Annotated in this window: 13 protein-coding genes; 12 read left to right on the top strand and 1 reads right to left on the bottom strand. The window is 64.6% G+C overall.

Annotation, left to right across the window (positions count from 1 at the left end):
- The 11 genes from EI185_RS02855 (at position 1) to EI185_RS02810 (ending at position 18,348) form a co-directional block, all read left to right on the top strand.
- Entirely contained in the window at positions 1-873 is an 873-nt protein-coding gene (locus tag EI185_RS02855) for a hypothetical protein (protein WP_124703616.1), read from the top strand.
- A 10-nt stretch (positions 874-883) separates the two neighbouring features.
- Complete coding sequence (locus tag EI185_RS02850) at positions 884-2,728, top strand: alpha-amylase family glycosyl hydrolase (RefSeq protein WP_124703615.1); 1,845 nt, start codon at positions 884-886, stop codon at positions 2,726-2,728.
- Complete coding sequence (locus tag EI185_RS02845; RefSeq protein ID WP_124703614.1) at positions 2,677-4,350, top strand: hypothetical protein; 1,674 nt, start codon at positions 2,677-2,679, stop codon at positions 4,348-4,350. The genes EI185_RS02850 and EI185_RS02845 overlap by 52 nt, the downstream gene beginning before the upstream one ends.
- A 92-nt stretch (positions 4,351-4,442) precedes the next feature.
- Positions 4,443-4,925 (top strand): hypothetical protein, encoded by a 483-nt coding sequence (locus EI185_RS02840; RefSeq protein WP_124703613.1) that lies wholly within the window; start codon positions 4,443-4,445, stop codon positions 4,923-4,925.
- On the top strand, positions 4,922-7,231 hold the full coding sequence (locus EI185_RS02835) for a tetratricopeptide repeat protein (protein ID WP_124703612.1): 2,310 nt from the start codon (positions 4,922-4,924) through the stop codon (positions 7,229-7,231). The genes EI185_RS02840 and EI185_RS02835 overlap by 4 nt, the downstream gene beginning before the upstream one ends.
- Positions 7,228-7,386 carry a hypothetical protein gene (locus EI185_RS17930; RefSeq protein WP_189836255.1) on the top strand — a complete coding sequence of 53 codons (159 nt, stop codon included), beginning with the start codon at positions 7,228-7,230 and terminating at the stop codon, positions 7,384-7,386. The genes EI185_RS02835 and EI185_RS17930 overlap by 4 nt, the downstream gene beginning before the upstream one ends.
- A 2-nt stretch (positions 7,387-7,388) precedes the next feature.
- On the top strand, positions 7,389-8,633 hold the full coding sequence (locus EI185_RS02830) for a catalase family protein (RefSeq protein ID WP_223247636.1): 1,245 nt from the start codon (positions 7,389-7,391) through the stop codon (positions 8,631-8,633).
- A complete protein-coding gene (locus EI185_RS02825; RefSeq protein WP_124703611.1) occupies positions 8,630-9,958 on the top strand; it encodes a hypothetical protein in 1,329 nt (442 codons plus the stop codon). Before EI185_RS02830 ends, EI185_RS02825 begins: the two co-directional genes overlap by 4 nt.
- The gene (locus EI185_RS02820) at positions 9,940-11,451 is read left to right on the top strand and encodes a Dyp-type peroxidase (protein ID WP_223247635.1); all 1,512 of its coding nucleotides are present in this window, start codon (positions 9,940-9,942) and stop codon (positions 11,449-11,451) included. The genes EI185_RS02825 and EI185_RS02820 overlap by 19 nt, the downstream gene beginning before the upstream one ends.
- A 160-nt stretch (positions 11,452-11,611) precedes the next feature.
- Positions 11,612-14,863, top strand: coding sequence for a DUF6603 domain-containing protein (locus EI185_RS02815; RefSeq protein ID WP_124703610.1), 3,252 nt, complete (start codon positions 11,612-11,614; stop codon positions 14,861-14,863).
- Positions 14,860-18,348 carry a hypothetical protein gene (locus tag EI185_RS02810; protein ID WP_124703609.1) on the top strand — a complete coding sequence of 1,163 codons (3,489 nt, stop codon included), beginning with the start codon at positions 14,860-14,862 and terminating at the stop codon, positions 18,346-18,348. Before EI185_RS02815 ends, EI185_RS02810 begins: the two co-directional genes overlap by 4 nt.
- Positions 18,349-18,409: 61 nt before the next feature.
- Here EI185_RS02810 and EI185_RS02805 read toward each other — a convergent pair whose 3' ends face one another.
- A complete protein-coding gene (locus EI185_RS02805) occupies positions 18,410-18,850 on the bottom strand; it encodes a hypothetical protein (protein WP_124703608.1) in 441 nt (146 codons plus the stop codon).
- Here EI185_RS02805 and EI185_RS02800 point away from each other — a divergent pair.
- Positions 18,821-23,308 carry a hypothetical protein gene (locus tag EI185_RS02800; protein ID WP_124703607.1) on the top strand — a complete coding sequence of 1,496 codons (4,488 nt, stop codon included), beginning with the start codon at positions 18,821-18,823 and terminating at the stop codon, positions 23,306-23,308. The genes EI185_RS02805 and EI185_RS02800 overlap by 30 nt on opposite strands.
- The last annotated feature ends 2 nt before the right edge of the window (positions 23,309-23,310 follow it).

Genomic DNA, 23,310 nt, shown 5'->3' with positions numbered 1-23,310 from the left:
ATGCCTGTCCGCGCTGTTTTTTTCGCACTGGTGTTGAGCGCCACGCTGGGGGGGTGCGACCAGATCAAAAGCTGGTTCGCAGGCAAGCCCGACATCGTCTACGCGCCTTATGGCAAGGATTATGCGAGCAAGCCTGATCTGGCGCAGGTCGAGTACGAACACCCGATTCCATTGAAAGAACTCATCAAGGTCACCCCAAAATATCTGGCCGGGCTGAATCAGGAACAACTCGACCAGCTTTACGCGCGTCTGGGCTCGGGGCCAATTCCGAATGGTCCGTTCGACGGCGAAATCGTATTCACGCGCGGCGGCACGGGCAAGCTGCGCGCCGCCGAAATCGTCGGCGGGCTCGCCGGCCTGGGGCTGAACGTCAAGGGTAAGCTGCTGGAAACCGCGGGCGAAACATTGTGGAAAGGCAAGGTGTTCTACCGCGACGAAAAAGTGCTGCGCAACCGTATCGAAGACCTCGCCGTGCTGCGCCCCGTCATCGGCCCCGGCGACATCCCGAAAATCGCCGTTGACGGCAAGGATGCCTGGCTGCTGTTCCCCGCCAAGCTCTACTGCGGGCAAAGCCTGATCGACTCGCGCCGCGAATCCATCATCATCGACTACGCCTTCACCGACGACATCCCCGGCTACCGCGAACGACCGGATTTCCTGGCCGGGCGGCGCGGCCTCAAGGTGCGTGATGAAATCCGCATGGTGCGGCCCGGCCTGTATCTCGGGCGCGCCTACATGGATCACGCCTTCATTCTCAACTTCGTGCTCTACAACAAGGATCTGGACCGCGCCGGGCGCGCCGAATTCGAGGCCGGCCAGGTCAGAGACACGTGCTGGGGCGGCACGCAGAAACGCATCGTTGCGACCCGCTGAGGACACCGCCATGCAAACGCTTGCCGACATCGACTTCGCCGCGCTGACGCAAAACAGCTTCCACCCTTCGCCCAGCGCGTGGGAAGACCAGGTGTTCTACTTTTTTCTGGTCGACCGGTTTTCCGACGGCAAAGAGGCGGGCTATCACGACCTCGCGGGTAATCCGGTGGCGGGCGGCGTCACCCCCCTGCTTAGCCCCGCCGAGCACGGCAATGCGGTTGGCACCGAGCCTGCCGCAGCAGCCTGGCGCAATGCCGGCGCGCGCTTTGTCGGCGGCACCCTGAAAGGAGCGGCAAGCAAAATCGGTTATCTGAAGCGGCTCGGCGTGTCCGCGCTATGGGTGAGCCCGGTGTTCAAGCAGCCGCCGTGGAGCGACGCCTACCACGGCTACGGCGTGCAGGATTTTCTGGCCATCGAACCTCGTTTCGGCAGCCGCGAAGACCTGCGCGAACTGGTTGATACGGCGCACGCGCATGGCATCTACGTCATTCTGGATGTCATCCTCAACCACGCCGGGCCGGTGTTTTCCTATGCCCCAGACCGCTATCCGACCGAGCACGGCATGGACCCGCGCTGGGACGGCAACGCCTATAGCGTCCGGGGCTGGAACGACGCCAGCGGTATGCCCACGCTGGCATATGGTGCGCCGGTCGCCGACCCGGACGCCGCCGTCTGGCCACGCGAACTGCAAGCGCCCGAGAGTTTCACCCGACTCGGCCGCATCAATAGCTGGGACTGGTACCCGGAATATCTGGACGGCGATTTCTTCGATCTGAAAGACATCCATCTCGGCGCGGGCGAGATCGACAGTTTCCGGCCGTCGCTGGCGCTGCGCACCCTCACCCGCGCCTATCAATACTGGATCGCCTACGCCGACCTCGATGGCTTCCGGGTCGATACAGTCAAGCACATGGAGCCCGGCGCAACACGCTATTTCACCGCCTGCATTCACGAATTCGCGCAATCGATCGGCAAGGAAAACTTCACCCTGATCGGCGAAATCACCGGTGGCCGCAGCAACGCCTTCGCCCTGCGCGAAGCGACTGGTCTCGACGCTGCGCTAGGCATCGACGACATCCCCGACAAGATCGAATACCTGGTCAAGGGGCGGCGCAATCCGGCGGACTACTTCGACCTGTTCCGCAACTCGTTCGAGCTCGGCAAGGACAGCCACACCTGGTTCCGCGACAAGGTTGTCACGCTTTACGACGACCACGACCAGGTACGCAAAGGTAATAACAAGGCACGCTTCTGCGCCGACGGTGGCACACCGCTCGCGCTCAATGCGCTGGCATTGAATGTACTCACGCTCGGCATTCCGTGCATCTACTACGGTTCGGAACAGGGACTGGACGGCGCGGGCGACAACGACCGCTACATCCGCGAGGCAATGTTCGGCGGCGACTTCGGCGCGTTCCGCTCGCGCGACCGCCACTGTTTTGACGAAACCCAGCCGCTCTACCGCGAACTCGCACGGCTGATTGCGGTGCACGGGCAACATCTGGCGTTGCGGCGCGGTCGCCAATACCTGCGGGCGATTTCCGGCAACGGCCAGGATTTCGGCGAGCCGCAGATGTTCGGCGGCGTGCTGCGCTCGGTGGTGGCGTGGTCGCGGTTATTCACCGAACGCGAATGGCTGTGCGCGATCAACACCGACGCCGACGGCAAGCGCGCCGCATGGGTGGGGCTGGATTTCACGATCAGCCCGCTGGGCAGTCGCCTGGTCTGTCTGTATTCGTCTGACCCGGCGCAAATCGGCAGCGAATTGGTGGTCGCCGCGCCGCGCCCCGACTGGCGTGCGGTGTGGCTCGAGCTGCCCGCCGCCAGCTGCGCGGTGTACGGGCCGACGGCCTGATGCCCAATGCGCGCTGCCTCTGCCCCTATCTGTTCATTATTGCCATGTGCCTGACATTGAGCCCCGCTTGGGGTACGTCGGCGCAACCGCTGGTACCCACGCAGCCCGACCTGCCGCCGCTTGGGCGCTCGCGATTCGACCTGCTCATCGGCAACGCGCCGGTGCCGTTTCCTTATGCCCGCCTGGCGCAGAAAATCCAGTCACAGATGCAGGCCGACCCGGGCGGCCTGCCAGCGCTCAAGACCACGTTGATCCCGCTCGGCCGATCGCTGCAAAAGAACGCCGGCGCACCGGATTTTTTCCGCTTCCCGCGTGTGGTCGCTGCCGCCGACGGCCTCAACAAAGCGGGGGTCGACCCGCTGCAAGACCGGCTGTTCCTCGGCTTTCACGAAAAGGGCGAGGTGGTCGAAGTCATCAGCTACAACGACGACGCTGCGCGCTTCGAATTCCAGATCGTGCGCGATTACGCACCGGGCAAAATACCGCAGGTTTTCTACGCGCGGCGCAGCCTGTGCCTGGCCTGCCACCAGAACGCCGCGCCCATCTTCGCACGCCCGTTGTGGGACGAAACCTCCGCCAATCCGGCAATCGCCCGTCGTCTGCGTGACGCACGCAAGGATTTTTACGGCATCAAGCTCTCCGGCACCGACATCGCCTATTTCATCGACGCGGCGACCGAGCGCGCCAATTTATTCTCGGTCTGGCAGACGCTGTGGCAACAGGGCTGCGGCGCAGGCGAAACCGGCGATCGCTGCCGCATGGAAGCGTTTTCCGCTGCGCTGGATTACGCCCGCAATGGCCGCCTGCCCGCCGCCAGCGCGTTGCCGACGCTGGCGCGCAACTGGAAAATCCGTTGGCCGCACGGGCTGCCCATTCCCAATCCCGACCTGCCCAACCGCGACCCGCTGGCCGCCTTGCCGGATGCAGCGAACGACCCCCTGCTACCGCGCCTGCCGCTAGAAATATGGCACGCACCGGACAAAACCGCCTTCATCGTCGGGCTGGCCGGCATGCTCGACGCTGCCGTCGTTAAACAATCGGCGGTCAAACGATTGGGACAGCGCGATTTAAGCGCCGCGCTCGAACGCCTGCGCGCACGCGGCGAACTGGCCGCAGGTCCGTTCAACCCATCGCTGCTGCATGCCGTGCTGGCCGAGTTCGACATGCCGCACAAGCCGTCGCTGACCCGATTGCCGCCTGCACGCATCGAAGCCGGCGTGCGCTTCACTGGCGCTCACGCCCTGTTTCGCACCCAGTGCGGCCTGTGCCATGACAGCACGGCGAATTTTCCGCCGAATTTTTTGCACGGCGACGACGCTGCCGTCAGCGCCCGTCTCGATCACTGTGCTGAGCGGATTTTTTATCGCCTGAGCCTGTGGCATGTCACCGCCGCGCGGCGCAGCAAATCGCCCATGCCGCCGCCCAGCATCCTGGCCACGCGCGGCATCGACGTAGCAACCTGGGCACGCTCACCTGCCCTGGCGACGCTGCTGGAAGACGTGCGCCTACGCATCCGCGCCCAGGGCGGCCAACCCGAAACCCTGCTTGCACGGCCGTTCGGACAACTGCGTGCCTGCCTGCCCCCCACCCTGTCCCAACCACAAAGGATGCCGCATGAATGACCAGCCTGTTTTTCGTTTTCAAGCCGCCACTGCGCTTGTTTCAGGCGGGCACACACTGATAGGCGCCGCGCGCCTGGCTTACAGCAATGCCAATGAACAGGAATAAGCTCATCGTGGTAGTTGCTGCCGCGCTGCTCATTGTCGGGACGTGGCTGGCTTACGACGTCTTTCTCAAACGAGGACAGGAAGTCGATTGCGGTAATGGAGACCTCCGCCATCAGATCGATCTGCGCGATTTCACCACCGATTACTGGGCCTATGCGGCGGCGTTCGAGCTAAGCCTCGCGGATAAGGGCAAGCTCGCGGCCAGGCTAGACCCCAAACAGTTGCAGGCATTATCCGAAGGCATGCAACAAGGCAAGGAATTCCGCAAGTTTGTAGTGGCAGGCTACAACAGTTGCGCCATTGGCAAGATGCAATACGCCGAATACGGCGCCCGGTTTCAGGCGCTGGACAGCCTGGCCAGACAGATCGATTCCTTTGCCGGGCAGCCAGCGCAAGACCCGGCACGCCTGGCGGAACTGGTGCGCCAGTACATCGCCATGTCCCAGTCGCTCGGGGGTACAAGTCCATGACAAGTCGGCACTTACCTGCTGCCACGGCGGCTTCCCTTTGCCTGTGCCTGATCACTGCAGTGTGGGTAGCGCCCGCCCAGGCCGCCAGGAAAATCACCTGCAGCAGCGACGACATCCGCTACGAGATTGACGTCAGGCAACTGTCTATCCAGTACTCGGCAACCGGCCTGGAAGCCACGCTCAGCGGCCTGAGCGTACTCGGCGGGCGGGTGGCCGTTGCGCCCAAGACCTTGCAACAGGCCGCTGCCGCCACCCAAAAACTCAACGAGTTCGTCAAGGCGCTGGCAACCGGCTTCAACAGTTGCGCCATCAGCAAGAAAGCCTATGAGGAAGGCATCAAAGGTTTGCTCCCGGCCATGCAGTCGGACGGCAAGACGCTGGAATTCCTGCGGCAGGGTCTCCTCGCCGACCGGAAAGTCGATGCGGCACAACTGGAAAGAACACTGGCTGACTACAACAACAAACTGGAACGCCTGGCCAGGATCAGCGGCAAGAGCATCGACTACGAGCGCATTGGGGCCATCGTGGACGAGCAATTGGGTAAACATACCGAAAGCATTCTGCAAGGCCAGAAGACGAGCCAAGACGCGATCCTCGCCCGCCTGGATCAGTTGGAACATGGCATGAAGCTACCGCCGCCGCCCACGCCGCAAAAGGTCAAGACTGAAATCAGCGCCGTCAAACAGCAACTGCTGGAAAAGGCTGACGAAGAGGCGGCTGCTCACAAACAGCGGCTTCTGGCGAAGTTCGACGAGGCGGAGGCGGCCTACAATCAGGGGTATGCATTACTGGAACGCTACCGCTTTGCCGAGGCTATCCCGCACCTGAAAAAGGCACTGGACCTGGTTAAGCTGCCAGATTTCTACCTGGCCCTCGCTACCGCCTATGCCCAGTTATCCGACTTCGCGAAAGCAGAGCACATCGTGCGTGAAGGCTTGGCGCAGTTTGACGAAGCCACTGCCCCCTTGGCTGTGGCGCAGTTGAGTACAGTCATGGGGGTGGTGGTTATCGGAATAAAGGGCGACCTGGAAGGGGCGCTCGTCCATTTCAGGCGGGCGCTGAAGATCGACGAGAAAGTGTTCGGACCCGAGCATTTTAGCGTCGCTAATGATGCCGGTTACATCGGGCAGATTCTCATGGCCAAGGGCGACCTCGACGGGGCGCTCGCCTATTCCCAGCGGGCGCTGAAGATCGACGAGCAAGTGTTTGGGCCCGAGCATGCAAACGTTGCTGCTGTCGCCAACAGCATCGGTCAAATTCTCAAGGCCAAGGGCGACCTCGACGGAGCGCTCGCCTATTCCCAGCGGGCGCTGAAGATCGACGAGCAAGTGTACGGCCCCGAGCATGCGAGTGTTGCCACTGTCGCCAATAGCATCGGACAGATTCTCATGGCCAAGGGCGACTTGGATGGGGCACTCGCCTATAGCCAGCGGGCACTGAAAATCGATGAGCAGGTGTACGGACCCTCGCACTTTAGCGTCGCTACTGATGCCAACAACATCGGGCAGATTCTCATGGCCAAGGGCGACCTCGATGGGGCGCTTGCCTACTCCCAGCGGGCACTGAAGATCGACGAGACCGTGTTCGGCCTGGAGCATTTTAGCGTCGCAGCCATTGCCGCCAGTATCGGACAGATTCTCCAGGCCAAGGGCGACCTTGACGGGGCACTTGCCTATAGCCACCGGGCGCTGAAGATTGTCGAGAAGGCGTTCGGCCCGGAGCATTTCAGTGTCGCCACCATTACCAATAACATTGGGCAAATTCTCCAGGCCAAGGGCGACCTTGACGGGGCATTGGCCTATGCCCAGCGAGCGCTGAAGATCGACGAAAAATTGTTCGGCCCCGAACATCTCAGTGTCGCCAGAGATGTCAACAACATCGGGCAAATTCTCCAGGCCAAAGGCGACCTCGACGGGGCGCTCGCCTACACCCGGCGGGCACTGAAGATCGACGAGACCGTGTTCGGCCCCGAACATCCTAGCGTCGCCATTGACGCCAACAACATCGGACTGATTCTCAAGGCCAAGGGCGACCTCGACGGGGCGCTCGCCTATTCCCAGCAGGCACTGAAAATTGACGAACAGGTGTTCGGTCCTGAGCATCCCAACGTCGCCATCCGCGCCAACAACATCGGGCAGATTCTCCTGGACAAGGGTGACCTCAGCGACGCGTTCGCCTATGCCCAGCGGGCGCTCAAAATTCTCACCCGAATCTACGGCCCGGATAACCCATCGACCAGGACGACCGCTAGAAATATGGAGAAAATCCAAACCAGAATGAATGAGAAAAAAGCGAGTGCGCCATGAATAAACGCCTTCCCTGTTCGCGCCGATTGAAAATCTTTGTGCTCATTCCCGGCGCACTCGTTGCCGCCTTCGGCCACACCCTTTTCATACGCAACTACGGCACGGAAAACGACGCCGCGTTGCCCCTCGTTTTCCAACACGATAAGCGCCTCTGACCATGCCCAGCGAAATCACCCATACCAGCCGCCCGGTGCCGCGCGCCAATACCGGCTCTGCAGTGCTGAACTGGCTCGCCGATACGTCCACCTTCCTGTTGCAGATGGAGCGGCGCATCGACCCCTGGCTGCGTCCACCGTTCGACGCGTTGCTGCGCGATCCGCTGGCGCGCCTGGTCACGGCCTTGATTAACTGGCAGCGTCGCGATGAAGGCCTGCAGCTCGCCGAGGAAAAACCGCTGCCGGGTGAAACGGAATATCTCGATTCGATCATCACCACTTTCGAGCAGCAGATGCGCGGGTTGTGGAAACCCGGCGGCATGGAGCGCGGCGGCAACACCAAGACACACGGCATCGTGCGGGGCGAGTTCATCGTGCACGACAATATTCCGCCGGCGTTCCGCCACGGCATTTACGCCAGGCCGTACAGTTTTGCTGCCTGGGTACGGTTTTCCGGCCCCGGCCCCTACATCACGCCGGACATCGACGACGTCGGTTTCATGAGCATCAGCATCAAGCTGATGGGCGTGCCGGGTGCAAAGCTGATGGACGAAGAACAGCACACGCTGGACCTGTTCGGCGTCTCCACGCCGACCTTCGTCACGCCGGATACCCGAGCCAACGCACACTTGCAGCGCTGGAGCCTGAAGAACGCGTCGCTATTCCATTTCCTTAATTTCAAACGCCCGCACATGCTCGACCTCATCATGCAGGCGCTGTTCATCAAGACGCAGAGCAGTCCGTTCGAGGCACCCTACTTCAGTTGCGTGCCGTATCTGCTGGGCGAAGGCCAGGCGATGCAATATTCGGTGTGGCCTAAATCGAGGCAGCGCACGCCGATTCCGCGTCTGCCGTTGCGCCCGCCCGACGACTATCTGCGCGACGCGATGGTCACGGCGCTGAACCAGGGCGACGTCGAATTCGACATCCGCCTGCAAAGACAAATCGACCCATTCCGGATGCCGATCGAGAACAACGCGGTGTTGTGGCCGGAGAAGCTTTCGCCGCGCGTTTCGGTGGCCACGCTGCGTCTCTACAAACAGACATTCGATTCCCCGGCGCAACTGGCATTCGCCAAAAAGCTTTCCTATAACCCGTGGCACACCATCGCCGAACACCGCCCGCTGGGAAACCAGAGCCGTGCCCGCCAGCGCATGTATTTCGAGTTGTCCAGGCTGCGGCATACGCTGAACGCAGTGCCGCACTATGAGCCCACTGGCGATGAGACGTTCGAGCAGCCGCCATGACACCGCAGACCCAATTCATGATCCTGGCGCCGATCATGCCGGCACGCGAGGCTGAGCTGCGCCAGTTGCTCGCTTCGATGAACCACGCACCCGGGCGCGTCAACCCGGACAACACGCTGATCCCGTTCGCGCAGTTCGACACGCTGCATGTCGCACGCCTGCTGATCCTCGACGATCAGACGACCGCAGATGTAGGCGTCCATGGGCTGCCGGTACCCGCCTATCCGCTCTATTTCGCCTTGCTCGGCGACATCGACGGCAATGAAAACGCCTTCCTGCAAGAGCTGGCACGGCGCGCAGCGGTCGGCTTGAGCATGCTGTTTTCCTGCTGCGAAGGCTTCACCTCCACCGCCGACCTGGTGGCCTGGATGAAACGGCACCGCAGCCCCGCCATCGCCAATTACGTGAACTGTCGCGGACGCACGCTGTGGCAGGTGCGCGAAGAAGCGGCGCTGCGCGACGCGCTGGAAAACTACCTCACGCGCCATGCATCTGCGCTCGAAAAAATGCCGCCGCGGGAAATACACGCGCAGCTCGCCGCTTTTATCAAGGAAGAGACCGCCATTAGCCGCCTCATGCTGTCCGCCGAGGAGCCAACGCCGCTGGGGTGGTGGATAAAAGACACCCTGCACCTGATCGGCCTGCCCGTGCTGCTGTTACTGGCCTTGCCGCTGCTCATCGTGGCCGCGCCGTTCTATCTCCTCCGCCTGCGCCAGCTGGAAAAAACCGATCCGGCGCTCTACCCCAGCGTCGATCAGGCCTGGTCCGACGCGCTGGCGCTCGGCGAAGATCACGATGTCACCAACCAGTTCAGCGCGATGGGCAGCCTGAAGCCCGGCCTGCTGCGACTGCTGACCACCCTCGGCGTACTCCTCACCGTCAACTATGCTGCACGGCACCTGGTCCGCCCCGGCCGCCTGGGACGCATCCGTTCGATCCACTTCGCGCGCTGGGTGTTTATCGGCGGCGCCAAGCCCTGGGCGCTCGTGAAAACAGCGCGCCGCGCGGCGTTTTTCAGCAACTACGACGGCAGCGTCGAGAGTTACATGGACGATTTCATCAACAAGGCCGGTTTCGGCCTGAATGCCTCGTTCAGCAACGCTATCGGCTATCCCAGAACCAACTGGCTGGTGCTGGACGGCTGCGCCGACGAATGCAAATACAAGGAATACCTGCGCCGCCATACGCTGCCGACGCAGGTCTGGTACAAGGCTTACCCCGGTCTGACCGCAATCGATCTGGAACGCAACACGCGTATCCGCTGTGGCCTGGAATCCGCGTCGATGAGCAACGAGGAGATTAGCGCATGGCTCGCCCTGCTATGAACCAGGTCGATTACGCCGACGTGCAAGGCCTGCTGCGCTTTGGCTACAAGCACATGACGCAGGCGCGCTATGCGCTGCTGCGGATAAAAAACGCCGCCGCCGCGCGCGCCTGGTTGCGCACGGCACCGGTCAGCAACGCAATGCTGATGAACCCGCCGCCGACCACCGCGCTGCAAGTCGCGTTCACCGCGCCGGGCTTGCGCGCGCTTGGCGTGGCCGAGTCGGTGATCGCCGGTTTTTCGCACGCATTTCGCGGCGGCATGACGCAGGAAAACCGCGCACGCGAGCTGGGCGATGTAGCAGATAACGCACCCGAATACTGGCACTGGGGCGGCCCCGCAAACGAGGTGCATCTGGTGGTGATGTTTTTTGCCGATCCGCAAGCCTTCGATGCGTTTGTGCAAGCCAGTACCGGCGACGTCTGGAACGAGGCATTCGCCGAAGCGCAGTGGCTCCACACCGAAAATCTCGACGGCGTCGAACCCTTCGGCTTCGCCGACGGCATCAGCCAGCCGCAACTCGATTGGGAATCGCAGCAGCAAGCTGCCCATATCCGGTATGACTACAGCAACGTGGTTGCGCTCGGCGAATTCCTGCTGGGCTACTGCAATGAATACGGCAAGCTCACCGACCGACCGTTGCTCGATCCTGATGCTGCAAACACCGACCTGCTGCCGGCGCTGGATGCGCCGGCTAAAAAAGACCTCGGCCGCAACGGGACCTATCTGGTGATGCGGCAACTGGAACAGGATGTGCGCGCATTCTGGCAATTCGTCCATCGGCAGGCAGGCGGCAATGAAGCCGAAGCGCAAATGCTGGCGGCGGCGATGGTGGGGCGGACGCGCGCGGGCGATGCGCTGGTGCCGGTTCAGCAACAGCCGATTCCCGGGACAGGCACGAACCCGGAGCAGATTCGGCAAAACCAGTTCACGTTCGATCACGATCCGTCTGGCGCGCGCTGCCCGTTCGGTGCGCATGTGCGACGCGCCAATCCGCGCAATACCGATTTCCCCGGTCGCCCAACAAGCCTGCTGAAAAAACTCATCACCGTGCTGGGGTTCGGCCCGCAGGGTTTCCGCGACGACCTGATGTCGTCGGTGCGCTTTCACCGTATCCTGCGGCGCGGCCGCGAATATGGCTGCGAACTGAAACCGGAGGATGCACTGGCGCCCGCGCCGCCAGATGACCCCAGGCGCGGCCTGCATTTCATCTGCCTCAACGCCAATATCGCGCGCCAGTTTGAATTCATCCAGAACGCATGGATGGCGAGCAGCAAGTTTTCCGGCCTGACCGGCGAAACCGACCCGCTGCTCGGCAATCACCAGCCCGTTCCCGGCTGCCCGGTGACCAGCGTGTTTACCGTGCAGCGCGACAATGCCCTGCGTCAGCGCGTGACCGGGCTGCCGCAGTTTGTCATGGTGCGCGGCGGGGCGTATTTCTTCCTGCCCAGCCTGCGTGCGTTGCGCTACATCGCCCGCGCAGGCGATCAATGAAGCCAGGGGTCGCGTTTCTGTCGTTAGGCCAAATGGTCTAGGCCATAGGATGCATAGCCAATTTGGCTGCGTCGCCTATAAAACGCAGACACATCCATAAACGCTGCACGGGCATCTGCTGTATCAGCCGCCGTGACAGCCAGCGAGGGAGGTAGCGTGCATGGCACAGCCAGATGCGGTTTTCCAGAAGTGTTATAGCTGGTTTCGGGATAGCGTCAGTCAGGCGGTATCGGCGCTGCCCGCCGCCGATCAGGCGGCTGCCGAACAGCGCATCTGGCAGATGCTGGGGCTGACCAACGCCAACGTGCCGCTGCCCGCCAACCCGGATATCAACGATTTCAGGGACACCGGCGCGACTGCCGAATCGCTGGCGCTGGCAGCGCAGATCGTCGCCGAGTCGCTGGCGGCGCTGGATAACATCAAACAGGCAGTGGACGCACTACAGGGCGGCAATCCGGCGGCCGCGCTCGGCGTCATCGCGCCGATCCTGCGCCAGCTGGAACAGTTGCGCAGCGTGGCAGGCGGACGCTATCCGAGCGCGTTCAGCCTCGGCAAGATACTGCTCACGCTGTCCGGCGATGCGCAGACGGGCGCGTCCGCCGGACAGCGCGCGCAAAAGCTCGCAACGCTACTGGGTGCGAGCGCAGCGCAGAGCACCGATACTCAGGCCGCATTGGGTCTCGTCACCCTGCTTGGCGGCAGCCTGCTCGACCGCTCGTTTGCCGCACCCAACCCCGGTTTTCCGCTGCCGGGTCTGCCTGCGCTGGCGCCCAATCTGCCCAAACTCAATCTCAACGCGCCCGGCCTTGGCGGCACGCTGGAATTCAGCAGCGCCCCTCCCGGCATCAGGGCAGCGCTCAACCTGGCCGTCAATCCGGCAGCCAGCGTCGGCGGTTTCAAAATGAGCCTGACGTCAAGCGCCGGCGTCAGCGTGTTCGTACCGGTACTGCCGCCCGGCCAGGTACAGGTCAGCGGCGATTTCGGGTTCACCCTCAGCCTGAGCCACGTCGATCCCAACGGCGCGCTGGTGATCGGCAGCGATGAATTGGGCGCCAAACTCAGCATCGGCGAACTCGGCATGGCGCTCACCCTGAGCAACGCCGCGCCCGCCATCAGCGTGTTCGCGCGCCAGGGCAAGGCAACGCTGAAGCCCAGGGACGGTTTCCTCAAATTGATCCTGGGCGAAGGCATCGCGCTGGATTTCGCAGTCGAAGCCGAGGCCGACAAATTCGGCACGCTGCGGCTGAAAAACGGCAGCGGCCTGAAAGCCAGCCTGCCGGTGCCGACGTTGCCGACCGGGCCGTTCCAGTTGCAGCTCATCAATTTCGGCATTGCGCCCGACAACGGCAGTTTCCTCAAGCTGCAAATCGAGCTGTCGGCGTCGTTCGGCGTAGCGCTCGGTCCGTTCCAGGCGTCGATTGACCGGCTCGGCGTGCTGCTCGATGTGGACGCCAGCGCCCCCAGTCTGGGATTCGAATTCAAGCCGCCCAACGGCGTCGGTCTCTCCCTCGACGCGGGCATCGTCAAGGGCGGCGGTTATTTGTTCATCGACCCCGCCAGCGGCGATTACGGCGGCGCGCTGGAACTGAAACTGATGGCCATCGGCGTCAAGGCCATCGCGCTGATCAGCACCAAAACGCCCGCCGGGTATTCTCTGCTGCTACTGATCTACGGCCAGTTTCCGGCGATCCAGCTGTCATTCGGTTTTACCCTCACTGGAATAGGCGGCCTGATCGGCGTGCAGCACACCGCCAGCCCGACCGCGCTGTCGCAGGGCATATCGAATGGCGCGCTCGACGCAGTGCTGTTCCCGGCCAACCCGGTCGGCGATGCGCCGAAAATCATCAACACCCTGCGCACGCTGTTTCCGGTCAAGGCCGGCGGCTTCGTCATCGGCCCGATGCTGGAGCTCGGCTGGGGCACGCCCAGTCTGGTGACGGTGCGGCTCGGCCTGCTGATCGAAGCCAACCAGTTCGTCATTCTCGGCCAGGCCATTGTGCAGCTGCCGCCGCTGGTCAGCGCCGATCTGGCGCTGCTCTATCTGCGGCTGGATTTCGTCGGCTCGGTGGTATTCGACCCGCTGCGCATCGCGTTCGACGCCAAGCTGGTGAATTCGCGCGTGGCCTTCATCTCGATCACCGGCCAGTTCGCGTTCCGCGCCGAGTTCGGCAGCCACCCGACTTTCCTCATCAGCGCGGGCGGCTTCCACCCGGCGTTCAAGGAAATCCCGTCCGACATTCCGATGCCGTTCGACCGCGTCGGTGCCAGCTTCGACATCGGCTTCGTCGGCATCTCGTACAAGGGCTATTTCGCGATCACCTCGGCCACCGTACAGGCCGGTTCCGAAGTGCGCGCCTGGGCCGACATCGGCATCGCCAGCATCGAAGGCGGCTTCGGCTTTGACGCCATCTGCTATCTGCAGCCGAAGTTCTATTTCCAGATTGACCTGTACGCCTATCTGGCGGTGCAGGTGTTCGGTCTGGATTTCGCCTCGATCCGCCTCAGCGGCCAGCTCGCCGGGCCGGGGCGCTGGCACATTGCCGGGCGCGCCGAAGTCGAAACGCCGTGGCCGCTGCCGGATTTTTCCATCAACATCGACCAGGCCTGGGGCACCGACCGCGATACCCCGGTGGTGACGGTGAAGGTCGCCGACCTGCTGGGCAAGGAAATCAGCAGCATCGCCAACTGGAGCGCGCAACTGCCGGCCAGTGGCGAGGCCTTCCTCACGCTGGCCGATGTGAAAACAGACGGTGCGCTGCTCGCGCATCCGCTCGGCAGCCTGGCATTCCAGCAAAAACTGGTGCCGCTGGAGCTGCGCATGAGCAAGGCCAGCGGCAGCCTGATCGACGGTGCCAACGAATTCCGCGACCCGGTGCTGCAACTGGTGCAGGGCGCAGCCGCCCCGGCCAGCAAGGCGTCCACAGTGCGCAGCGACTACTTCGCCGCTGCGCAATTTCTCGACCTGTCGCAGGACGAGCGCCTGTCCAAACCTTCGTTCGAAGCCTACCCGGCCGGTTACCAGCTACGCGAAGACGGCTTTGAGCTCGATACCCTGATCGAAGTGGAACTGGGCTACGAAGAGGCCGATCTGGGTGAGCCTGAACCGGTGCCACGCAACCGGCGCCTGTTGAGCGAGGTGGCGTTTCTGCAATCGAAGCACGGTGCATTGATGCAGTTCGGCTCGGCCGGGCTGTCCGGCCTGCGCGACACCGCGCGCCTGCAACCGGCGCAAAGCACCGCGCTCAAGGTCAACCCGGTGCCGCAAGTGCTGGCAAGCAAGGACAGCCTCAGCGCTGCGCCCGCCGTGGCGCTGCAAACCAGCGTGTGGCAGGCCGAACAGCTGCGCCGCTACACCCCCGACGTCAATGCGGCGCGCATCCAAATAGCAGAATTAGCGGAGTTGACAGTATGAGTATCCCCTACCGTTTCATGCCCTGGGCGCGCAGCGGCCTGGCACGTTCGCATGGCAATGCCGACAGCAACGCTGCGCTCGCCGCGCGTCCCATGGTCAAGGTCGGGCTCACCCTGCAAGCCAAACAGGACGGCAATCCTGCCGCCGCCGTCGCGGGCAGCATCAATCTGGCGCTGTACGGGCCGGGCGACATCATCGGCATCGACCCGCGTCTGGTGGTGCGCACCGATCCCAAGCCCAACAGCACCAACTTCGAGCCCAATTACCTCGCCATCATCGACTTCGACCCGCCCGATTTCCCCTGGCTGCTGACCCCGGCGCATGCCAACGTCAACCACCAGTTGCGCCCGTGGCTGGTGCTGGTGGTGGTCGAGCGCAGCCAGGTCGCGCTGCCCGGCCTGAAGCCGGGCGCGCCGCTGCCGTCGATCACCCTGACTGCCGCACAGGTGGCGACGCAACTGCCCAATCTCGATGAATCCTGGCTGTGGGCGCACGCGCAGGCGGTGTCGCAAACCCACGCCGCAGCCGATCTGGCCGCCGAATTGCCGGCCCAGCCCGCGCAAAACATCTCGCGGCTGGTGTGCCCGCGTCGGCTGGAGCCGCGCAAGAACTATCTGGCCTGCGTGGTGCCGGCGTTTGACGCCGGGCGGCGGCGCGGCCTCGGCCAGCCGTTGCTGGGCGACACGCTGGAACCGGCGTGGAACCACGCCAATCCCATCGACACCGAGCTGCCGGTATACACCCACTGGGAATTTTCCACCGGCCCGCTCGGCGACATCGAAACCCTGGCGCGGCGCCTGAAAACCCCGGCGCAGTATCAAAACGACCTGCCGCTGCTGGCGCAATTGCGCCACATCGGCGAGCAGCCGGTGGCAGTAGACGCCGAGCGCCTGCTGTTCGAGGGCGGCACGCCGGGGCAAACGGTATTCGAGGGCGCGATGGTGTCGCTCGACTTCACGCCGGACCCGGCCGACGGCATCTTCGCCGACAAGCTTGCGGGCATGCTCAACAGCGGCGACGCGCTGGCCGCCGACGGCACACTCAAGCCCGAGAGCGTGCCGACGCTGTCGCCGCCGCTGTACGGCGAATATCCGGCCAGGCGCCACCGCGTCGCGCCGGACTTTTTGAGCCAGCACTGGTTCGACCAGCTCAACCTGCAACCGCGCTACCGGCTGGCGGCGGGTTGGGGCGCGGAGATCGTGCGCCAGAACCAGGACGAATTCATGCAGGCGGCGTGGGCGCAGGTGGGCGAAGTGCTGGCCACCCAGCGCGCGCTGTCGCTCAGCCGGTTTTCGCACGACGTGCTCAAGGCGCTGCAAACCCGCCACCTGGATAAACTCGCCGACACGCGCCTGCTGGCAGTGCTGGCACCGGCGCGCGCACGGCTCAAGCTCGATGTCGGCAACAGCCTGTATGGCCGGATCGACAGCACCAGCCTACCCGATGAATTATTCGATGGCGCGATGCGCCGCCTCACCAGCACGCGCCGCGCGACGCTGCGCATGGCGCAATGGCGCGAGCGCGATCTGGCGCTCACTCCCATCCCGCAGCAAGTCGCCGGTCTGGTCACGCGCTTTGCCAATATCAGCAACAATCTCGCCCGCCTCGACCCCAACCGCTTCGTGCCCGACGGCATCATGGGCAGCCGTTCCTACGACGCCATCCCGCTGCCTGCCGACCTGAACAGCCTGGTCGATCTGGCGCCCTACACCGGTCTGCCTGGCAGCCTCAGCGGTGCCGAGCTGGCCCGCATCCAGCAGGCCAATGTCGCGCTGCGGCGCCAGGCCGTCGGCCTCAAGCCGCGCGCGCCGCTGATGGGCGACGTGTGGCACCAGGGCATCCTCACCGAAACCCATCACCAACGCCTGGCGCAACTGCAACAGACGAGCGCGGAACCGCTGCGCGGCGATTTCGCCCAGCTCATCCGCCAGGCCAGCAAAAACGGTGCCGAAGGTCTGCTGATGACGGTGCAGGCGGGCGGCGCAGTGCAGGCGCAGGCGCTCAAGATTGATGGCCGCAACGGCAATCTGAAAACCACAGGCAGCGCGTTCAGCCCCGGTGCGGGTAGAAAACTGCGCAGCGTACGCATCGCGCCCGGCAGCGTGGCGGCGGTGCCGGTCCAGGCGCTGCGGCTGTACGGCAACAACGCCGTGTTCACCAGCCTGCCGCCCGGCACGCTGGGGCAGGGCGACGCGCCGGTGCCCATCCATCTCGACGCGCCCGGGCAGTTCGGCGCAGCCAGTGTCGGCGCGGTACCCAGCATCACCCTGCCGCCTGCGGTCAAGGAGCGCGCCGTGCTGCACCGTTATTCCGAGGCGTTCAAGGACTATCAGAAACTCTGGCGCACACCCAACGAGCTGGCGCAGATCGGCATCCAGCCGGTGAACTTTGCGCTCACGCAAGCGGCGCAGCAGACGCGCGCGCGCATCGACCCGGCGCTCACCGTACCGGCGCGGCTCGCCAGCATGCTGGCGCTGGGCGAGCAAAGCGTCGCCTGGGCGCGCGGCAGCGGCTTGAGTAACAGCTACATCGCCGAGCGCTTCGACCTGGCGTTTGCCGATCTGTTGCGCTACGTCATACCGCCGCGTTTCGACCGCATCATGGCGTATCCGCAGCTGCCGTTTCCGCTGTCGAAAAAACTCGAAACGCTGGCACCGGAGACCTTCCTGCCCGGCGTCGGCGCGCTGCCTGACGACTTCATCATGGCGGTGCAAACCAACCCGCGTTTCGTCGAGGCGCTGCTGCTCGGCGCCAACCACGAAATGGGGCGCGAGCTGCTGTGGCAGGGCTTTCCCACCGACCAGCGCGGCACGCCATTCCGCAATTTCTGGCAGCGCCTCGACGGCAACGCCGACATCGAGCCGATCCACCACTGGCTGACGGCAGCACAGCTGGGCGAGCAGCCCGGCAGCAAGGCCATGCTGGTGTTGCTGATCCGTGGCCAGCTGCTGGAGCGCTTTCCCACGCTGTCGATTTACGCCTATCCGAAACTGGCCGGGCAGGCGCGTCCCAGCGGCAGCGTGCCGCCCACGCCACCTGGCCAGCCAGACACAGAAATGGCGCCGGACAGGATGGAAATGCCGGTGCTGAAAGGCCATCTGGGCAAGGACATCACTTACCTTGGCTTCGATATCAGCCCGGATCGGGATCCGGCCATTGCCAATCCCAAAGACGACCTGCGCTACATGGAAAACTTCTACTTCGTGCTGGAAGAGCAGATGACCGAACCGCGCTTCGGCTTCGACGAGCCCGACAACAAAGGCCAGGCCGGGCAGGGCTGGCTCAGCATCGACTGGAACGAAGTCGGCGTCGCGGGCGGGCAGTATTTCGGCAGCGCCAATCTGCGCCAGGCGCTGCCGCTGACGCCGAATCGACCCGGCGACTGGATCGAGCCGCCGCATGCCGCCACCGTCGCCAACGCCCTGCTGCAACGTCCGTTCCGCGGCTATTACGCCGGGACGGCGCTGAAAATGCCCAAGCCCTGAGGAGCCCGCCATGCCGCGCCTGCAACTCGACCTCACCGCCCTCACCGAACAACGTCTGAATTTATCGAGGTTGCAAGCCCAACAGCGCGCGCTCGACGCGCAACTCGCGGCGCAACAGGCGGCGCTCGACGCTGCGCTGCGCGACGGCGCGTCGCCCAATCTCACCGAACCGCTGCGCGTCCAGCTGACCGAGGCGCAGGCCACCCGGCGCGCATTGGTAGCGCGTCAGCGCGAGGCGCAATCCGGCATCGACCGCCTCGCCGACGGCCTGCTGGGCGAGCGTGACCCGGCGCTGCTGGTCGAGGCGCTGGACGCGGCGCACCCCATCGCGCTGCTGCCGATGCGGCTGGAAACGCGCTATGTCCCGGCCTTTCCGCAGATCCCCGACAGTCTGCGCATCCGCGTCTACCCGGACGACATCAACATCGTCCAGCACACCGCCGCGCTGACCGACGCCGAGCGCGCGGCCGGCATGGCGTACTGGCAGACGCTGTTTGCCCACGACAGCGCCGGCGCCGAGCGGCTCAAGCGCGATCTGGCGCAGCTCGCCGGGCGCAACCGCTGCGCCTGGATACTACGCCTGCTGACGCCGGACAACGCCGTGCCGCAAGGCGAAGAAAACGTCGCGCCGCAGTTTCCCGACCCGCCGGGCATCGACGCGCGTGCCCGGCAGGCGCGCGCGCTGCTGCTGCCGGACCGCTGGTGCGCCATCGGCTACGCTGCCGGGCGGCGCGAGGTGTTCCGCGTGTGGGGATCGCGCATCCCGGACGAGCTGCGCCTGTCGCCGGACTTGCTCGCGCTCGACCAGCCCGAGGCAATACTCGACACCAGCGGCGAACGCGCCTGGCTGGCGGATTTCGACGCCGCGGTGGCCAACGGCATGGCGCTCGAAGTCAGCCAGCAGGCGGTCGATGTGTTCCTGCGCCAGCACCACGACGCACGCGGCTTCAGCCTCGCCAGCGATACGCTTGAACGCTTATTGATCGTCGGGCTGGAGTGGAGCAAGGACGCCGCCACCAGCGCCGCCGAGCTGGCCGAACTGCTGGCGGCGCAGCGCGATTCGAGCGGGCTGGCGTTCATGCCGTCGGGCACGCCGACCAACAACACCGAGGCCGCGCCGTCCGGCTACAGCGTGGCGGAAGAAACCGCCGCGCCCGATACCGCCGCGCCGCCCGCCGAACAGGACGCGCTGCAACTGCTGACCCACGCGCTCGGCCTTCCCGCCGACCGCCTGCCTGCCGACAACATAGTCAACGCCCACCTGGCCGAACAACGCACCGCGCTGCACATGATGAACGCGCTGTGGCGCGGCACCTTCGGCCACTACCTGATGGAATTGTGGAATCCGGCGTATGTGGAAAAGGACGCCGACCGCCTGCTCAAAACCCCGACGCTGTATGCGCTGCGCGACTACGCCGAAACCTACCTGCGCCCGGGCGGCGCACTCCCGGTGCTGCGTGTCGGCAAACAGCCCTACGGCGTGCTGCCGGTGCTGGGCAAGCGTTACACCGACCGGAGCGACCCGGCCTTGCATCAAGGCATCAACAAGGTACTGGGCGTGCTGCGCCCGCTGTGGGACGTCGCCGTGCGCGACAAGGTGCCGCTGCTGCGCGACGGCGATGTCGAGGTGGCGCAGGCCATCCTGCAAACCGCGCCGTGGTCGCAGACCGCGTATTACCGCGACGAAAATCCGGTTCAGATGTGCTTGAGCCCCAGCCCTTTTGTCGATGCGCAGACGCCCAAGCAACAGCTGATCCAGAGCCTGCTGGCCGCGCTCGGCATCCAGGCCAGCGCCCGCTACAGCCTGCCCATCAATTGCAGCAACTTCCTGCCCGATCCGCCGTATACGCCGGGCGACCTGGCCGGGGTGCCTTGGGTGCTGGCCGACGCGCAGGATGAACGCAAGGAAGCGCCTGCCGCCAGCTATTTCAGGGATTTCAAACCAGAGCAGAACTATCTGGCACAGATGGCGGACGCGCTCAAGCCGCCGCAATCCACCTACAAGGACGTGATCGGAAAAAACCAGTCCGGCCCGGCGCTGCTGCAGGCGCTGCTGGCGTGTTCAGTGGATCTGGAGCATGGCGACGCAGTGGTTGCAAACGGCAAACGCAGCCGGGCATTTATCCAGTCGACAAATAGCCTGTCCATTCAGGTGAACATCGAAGCGCCGCTGGATACGCACGCCAGTTTCAGCGTCAGCACGCCGAAACAGCTCGCCCATGTCGCCATCCCCGCGCTCACCGGCCAGGCCACGCTGGGCGAACATGTGCTGCAAACGCTGGCGATGCAGCCGCTGACCCTGACACCGGGCAACGCGGTGAAAGCCGCCGACCATTTTCACGACGCGCTCAAAGCGCTGTTCGAACCGCAGCGCGACCTCGGCGGCGTCAAGCTCAGCCTTGACTATCTGGCCGGGCGCAGCATCGGCGAGCTCAATACCGCGTTCCGCACCACGCTCGACGCGTTCTCCTATCGGCTCGACGCCTGGTACAGCGCGCGCGCCAATTACCGGCTGAAACAGTTGCGCGACACACAGGCCGAGGGCACGTATGTCGGCGGCTATGCCTGGGTGGAGGGGCTCAAGGCCGACCGCCGTCCGGACAGCGACGGCTACCTGCTGGCGCCGTCGCTGGCGCAAGCCGCCAGTGCCGCATTGCTGCGCAGCGGCTTTGCCGCCAACCACGAGCAGGGCGCATTCAATATCCAGCTCGATTCGCTGCGTACCCAGCGCGCCCAAGGCATCCTGCAAGGGCTGACGCGCGACCAGCCGCTGGCCGCGCTGTACGGTTACCGCATCGAGCGCGGCCTGCGCGATGCGCAGCTCGGCAAGCTGATCTGGCCGCTGCGGCTGGCGTATCCGTGGCGCGGTGATCAACCCATCAGAGAACCGGCGGAAGCGATTGGCGCGCGCGATGTGGTTGACGGTGTGGCGCTGCTGGCAGCGTGGCAGCTTGACCGGCAGGCGGTGCTGCGCCACCTGCAACAGACCATCGACAAGTTCGTCCAGAACCCGGCGGGCACCCAACCGACACCCGATGAATGGAACAACAAAGTGGCTGCCGTCATGCAGGACGCCATCGACTTGGCCGACAGCGTCGCCGACCTGCTGCTGGCCGAAGGCGTACACCAGATCGTGCTGGGCAATTTCGAACGTGCTGCCGCCAGCATGGCGGTGGCCGACAAGCAGGCGCTGCCGGTCGAACCGCAGGTGACGCGCACGCCGCGCGGCGGCGCCAGCTACACCCAGCGCGTCGCGCTGCTGTGCCCGCCGCCCATGCAAAGCAACTGGCCGCAGGACCGGCACGCGACGGTAGAGCCCGGCCTCAATGCCTGGCTGGCGTTCATGCTCGGCGACCCGGCGCGCTATTCATTTTCGGCGCAGGTATACCGTGGCCTGGATGAAACCGGCAAGCAGATTATCGACGCGCAGCCGGTCACCGCTGATCTGGTCGAACTCGGCTATGCGCCGCTGTCGCTGGTGCTGGCCGCCACCACGCTGACGCCGTCCGGCCTGAGCGGCAGTGCCGATACCGGGCTGCGCGGGCGACTGGTCGCCGTGCTGTCGGGCAAGGTCAACGACCCGGCCAGCGTCACCGGCATGGATATCCAGCAGCAGGGGGCTGCGCTAGGCCAGCTCGGACTCGGACATCTGGAGGCGCTCGCCACCACGCTGCGTGCGCTGCTCGACAACGCCCGCCCGATCACGCGCAAGGATGTCGTGGTGCCAGATGACAAGCTCGAACCCGCGACCAGCGAAGGCGAATACCCCGGCGTCGATCAGGCCGAACTGGCGACGCGCGCGACAGCGCTGGTCAATGAATTTGTCGCGCTGAAAACCGCGCTCGCCGCCAGCGCCGACGCCTCTGCGCTACTGGCTAATCTGGCCGCGCTGGACGATTTTTTGCCGCCGCAGGCTTGGCCTCAGCAGGTGATCGCCATCGACGCGCCCGGCGCCGACACGGCGCAGCGCGACGCCCGCGCCGGGGTCGCAAAAACTGCGCTGAACAGCCTGCTCGACGCCAAACTCGAACAGATCAATGCGCCCATCGCTCTGGCAAAGGACCAGCCCGTAGCGACCCACGGCCAGTTGGTACAACAGTCTATCAATCAGGTAAAAACGCTGCTGGGCAAGGATTTCCCGCTGTTGCCACGCTTCAGTCTGGGGGCGTATGTGGGCGGCTTCAACGCCTCGCTGGCCGAGCAGGACGCACTCAACCACCACGACGAATGGCGCGTGCCGGGCTGGATCGCCGGGCTGGCGCGGGTGCGGCCGGGGCTGGATCGGTTCGCGGCGACGCTGAGCGCGCACGAGGCGCTGGTCGAGGTCAGCGCCGCGCAGGATTTCAGGCTGGTGCAGTACCCGTATCGCCCCGGACAAGTCTGGGCGGCACTGCCCGAGGCCTGGCGCGCGCCCGAGGGCACGCCACCCGGCCTCGACAAGATTCCGGAAGAGCTGCGCGATTACGTGGCGCAGCAGGCGGGCGCGCCGTATCACGACATCAACCGCGCAGCGCCCGATCTGGCGCTGGCGCTGCACACGCCCGGCGGCCTCGAGGCGCAAACGCCCGACCGCACGCTGTGCGGTCTGGTGTGCGACGACTGGCCGGAATTCATCCCCGACCCATACCAGACTGCGGCCATCAGCTTTCACTACGACGCGCCGGGCGCGCGCCCGCCGCAGGCCATCCTGCTGGCGCTGCCGCCGACTCAGCAACAGGAAAACTGGGCGTTCGACGACGTACTCGACGTGCTACACGAAGCCTGGGATCTGGCGCGGCTGCGCGCGGTGCGCCCCGGCGATCTGGGCAGCGGCCTCGGCACCCTGTTGCCGGGCAATTACCTGCCGCAAAGCTACGCCAACGAACTGCCGAGCGTGCGTTTTCTGGAAATGCAACGGCGCAAGTGGCGCAGCCTGGTAAGCGCCGACGCCACGCTCAAAGTTATTCCGCTGGGCAAATAGGA

Origin of the sequence: Sulfuriferula multivorans (genome assembly GCF_003851125.1) — a bacterium.
GTDB classification, from domain to species: domain Bacteria; phylum Pseudomonadota; class Gammaproteobacteria; order Burkholderiales; family Sulfuriferulaceae; genus Sulfuriferula; species Sulfuriferula multivorans.
Note: the sequence above shows the minus strand (reverse complement) of the source record. Positions and strands in the feature narration are given on the sequence as shown.

Coding starts and splice junctions, on each gene's coding strand:
- EI185_RS02855 (WP_124703616.1), top strand. CDS start 1: ATGCCTGTCCGCGCTGTTTTTTTCGCACTGGTGTTGAGCGCCACGCTG.
- EI185_RS02850 (WP_124703615.1), top strand. CDS start 884: ATGCAAACGCTTGCCGACATCGACTTCGCCGCGCTGACGCAAAACAGC.
- EI185_RS02840 (WP_124703613.1), top strand. CDS start 4,443: ATGAACAGGAATAAGCTCATCGTGGTAGTTGCTGCCGCGCTGCTCATT.
- EI185_RS02835 (WP_124703612.1), top strand. CDS start 4,922: ATGACAAGTCGGCACTTACCTGCTGCCACGGCGGCTTCCCTTTGCCTG.
- EI185_RS17930 (WP_189836255.1), top strand. CDS start 7,228: ATGAATAAACGCCTTCCCTGTTCGCGCCGATTGAAAATCTTTGTGCTC.
- EI185_RS02830 (WP_223247636.1), top strand. CDS start 7,389: ATGCCCAGCGAAATCACCCATACCAGCCGCCCGGTGCCGCGCGCCAAT.
- EI185_RS02825 (WP_124703611.1), top strand. CDS start 8,630: ATGACACCGCAGACCCAATTCATGATCCTGGCGCCGATCATGCCGGCA.
- EI185_RS02820 (WP_223247635.1), top strand. CDS start 9,940: ATGGCTCGCCCTGCTATGAACCAGGTCGATTACGCCGACGTGCAAGGC.
- EI185_RS02815 (WP_124703610.1), top strand. CDS start 11,612: ATGGCACAGCCAGATGCGGTTTTCCAGAAGTGTTATAGCTGGTTTCGG.
- EI185_RS02810 (WP_124703609.1), top strand. CDS start 14,860: ATGAGTATCCCCTACCGTTTCATGCCCTGGGCGCGCAGCGGCCTGGCA.
- EI185_RS02800 (WP_124703607.1), top strand. CDS start 18,821: ATGGCGTACTGGCAGACGCTGTTTGCCCACGACAGCGCCGGCGCCGAG.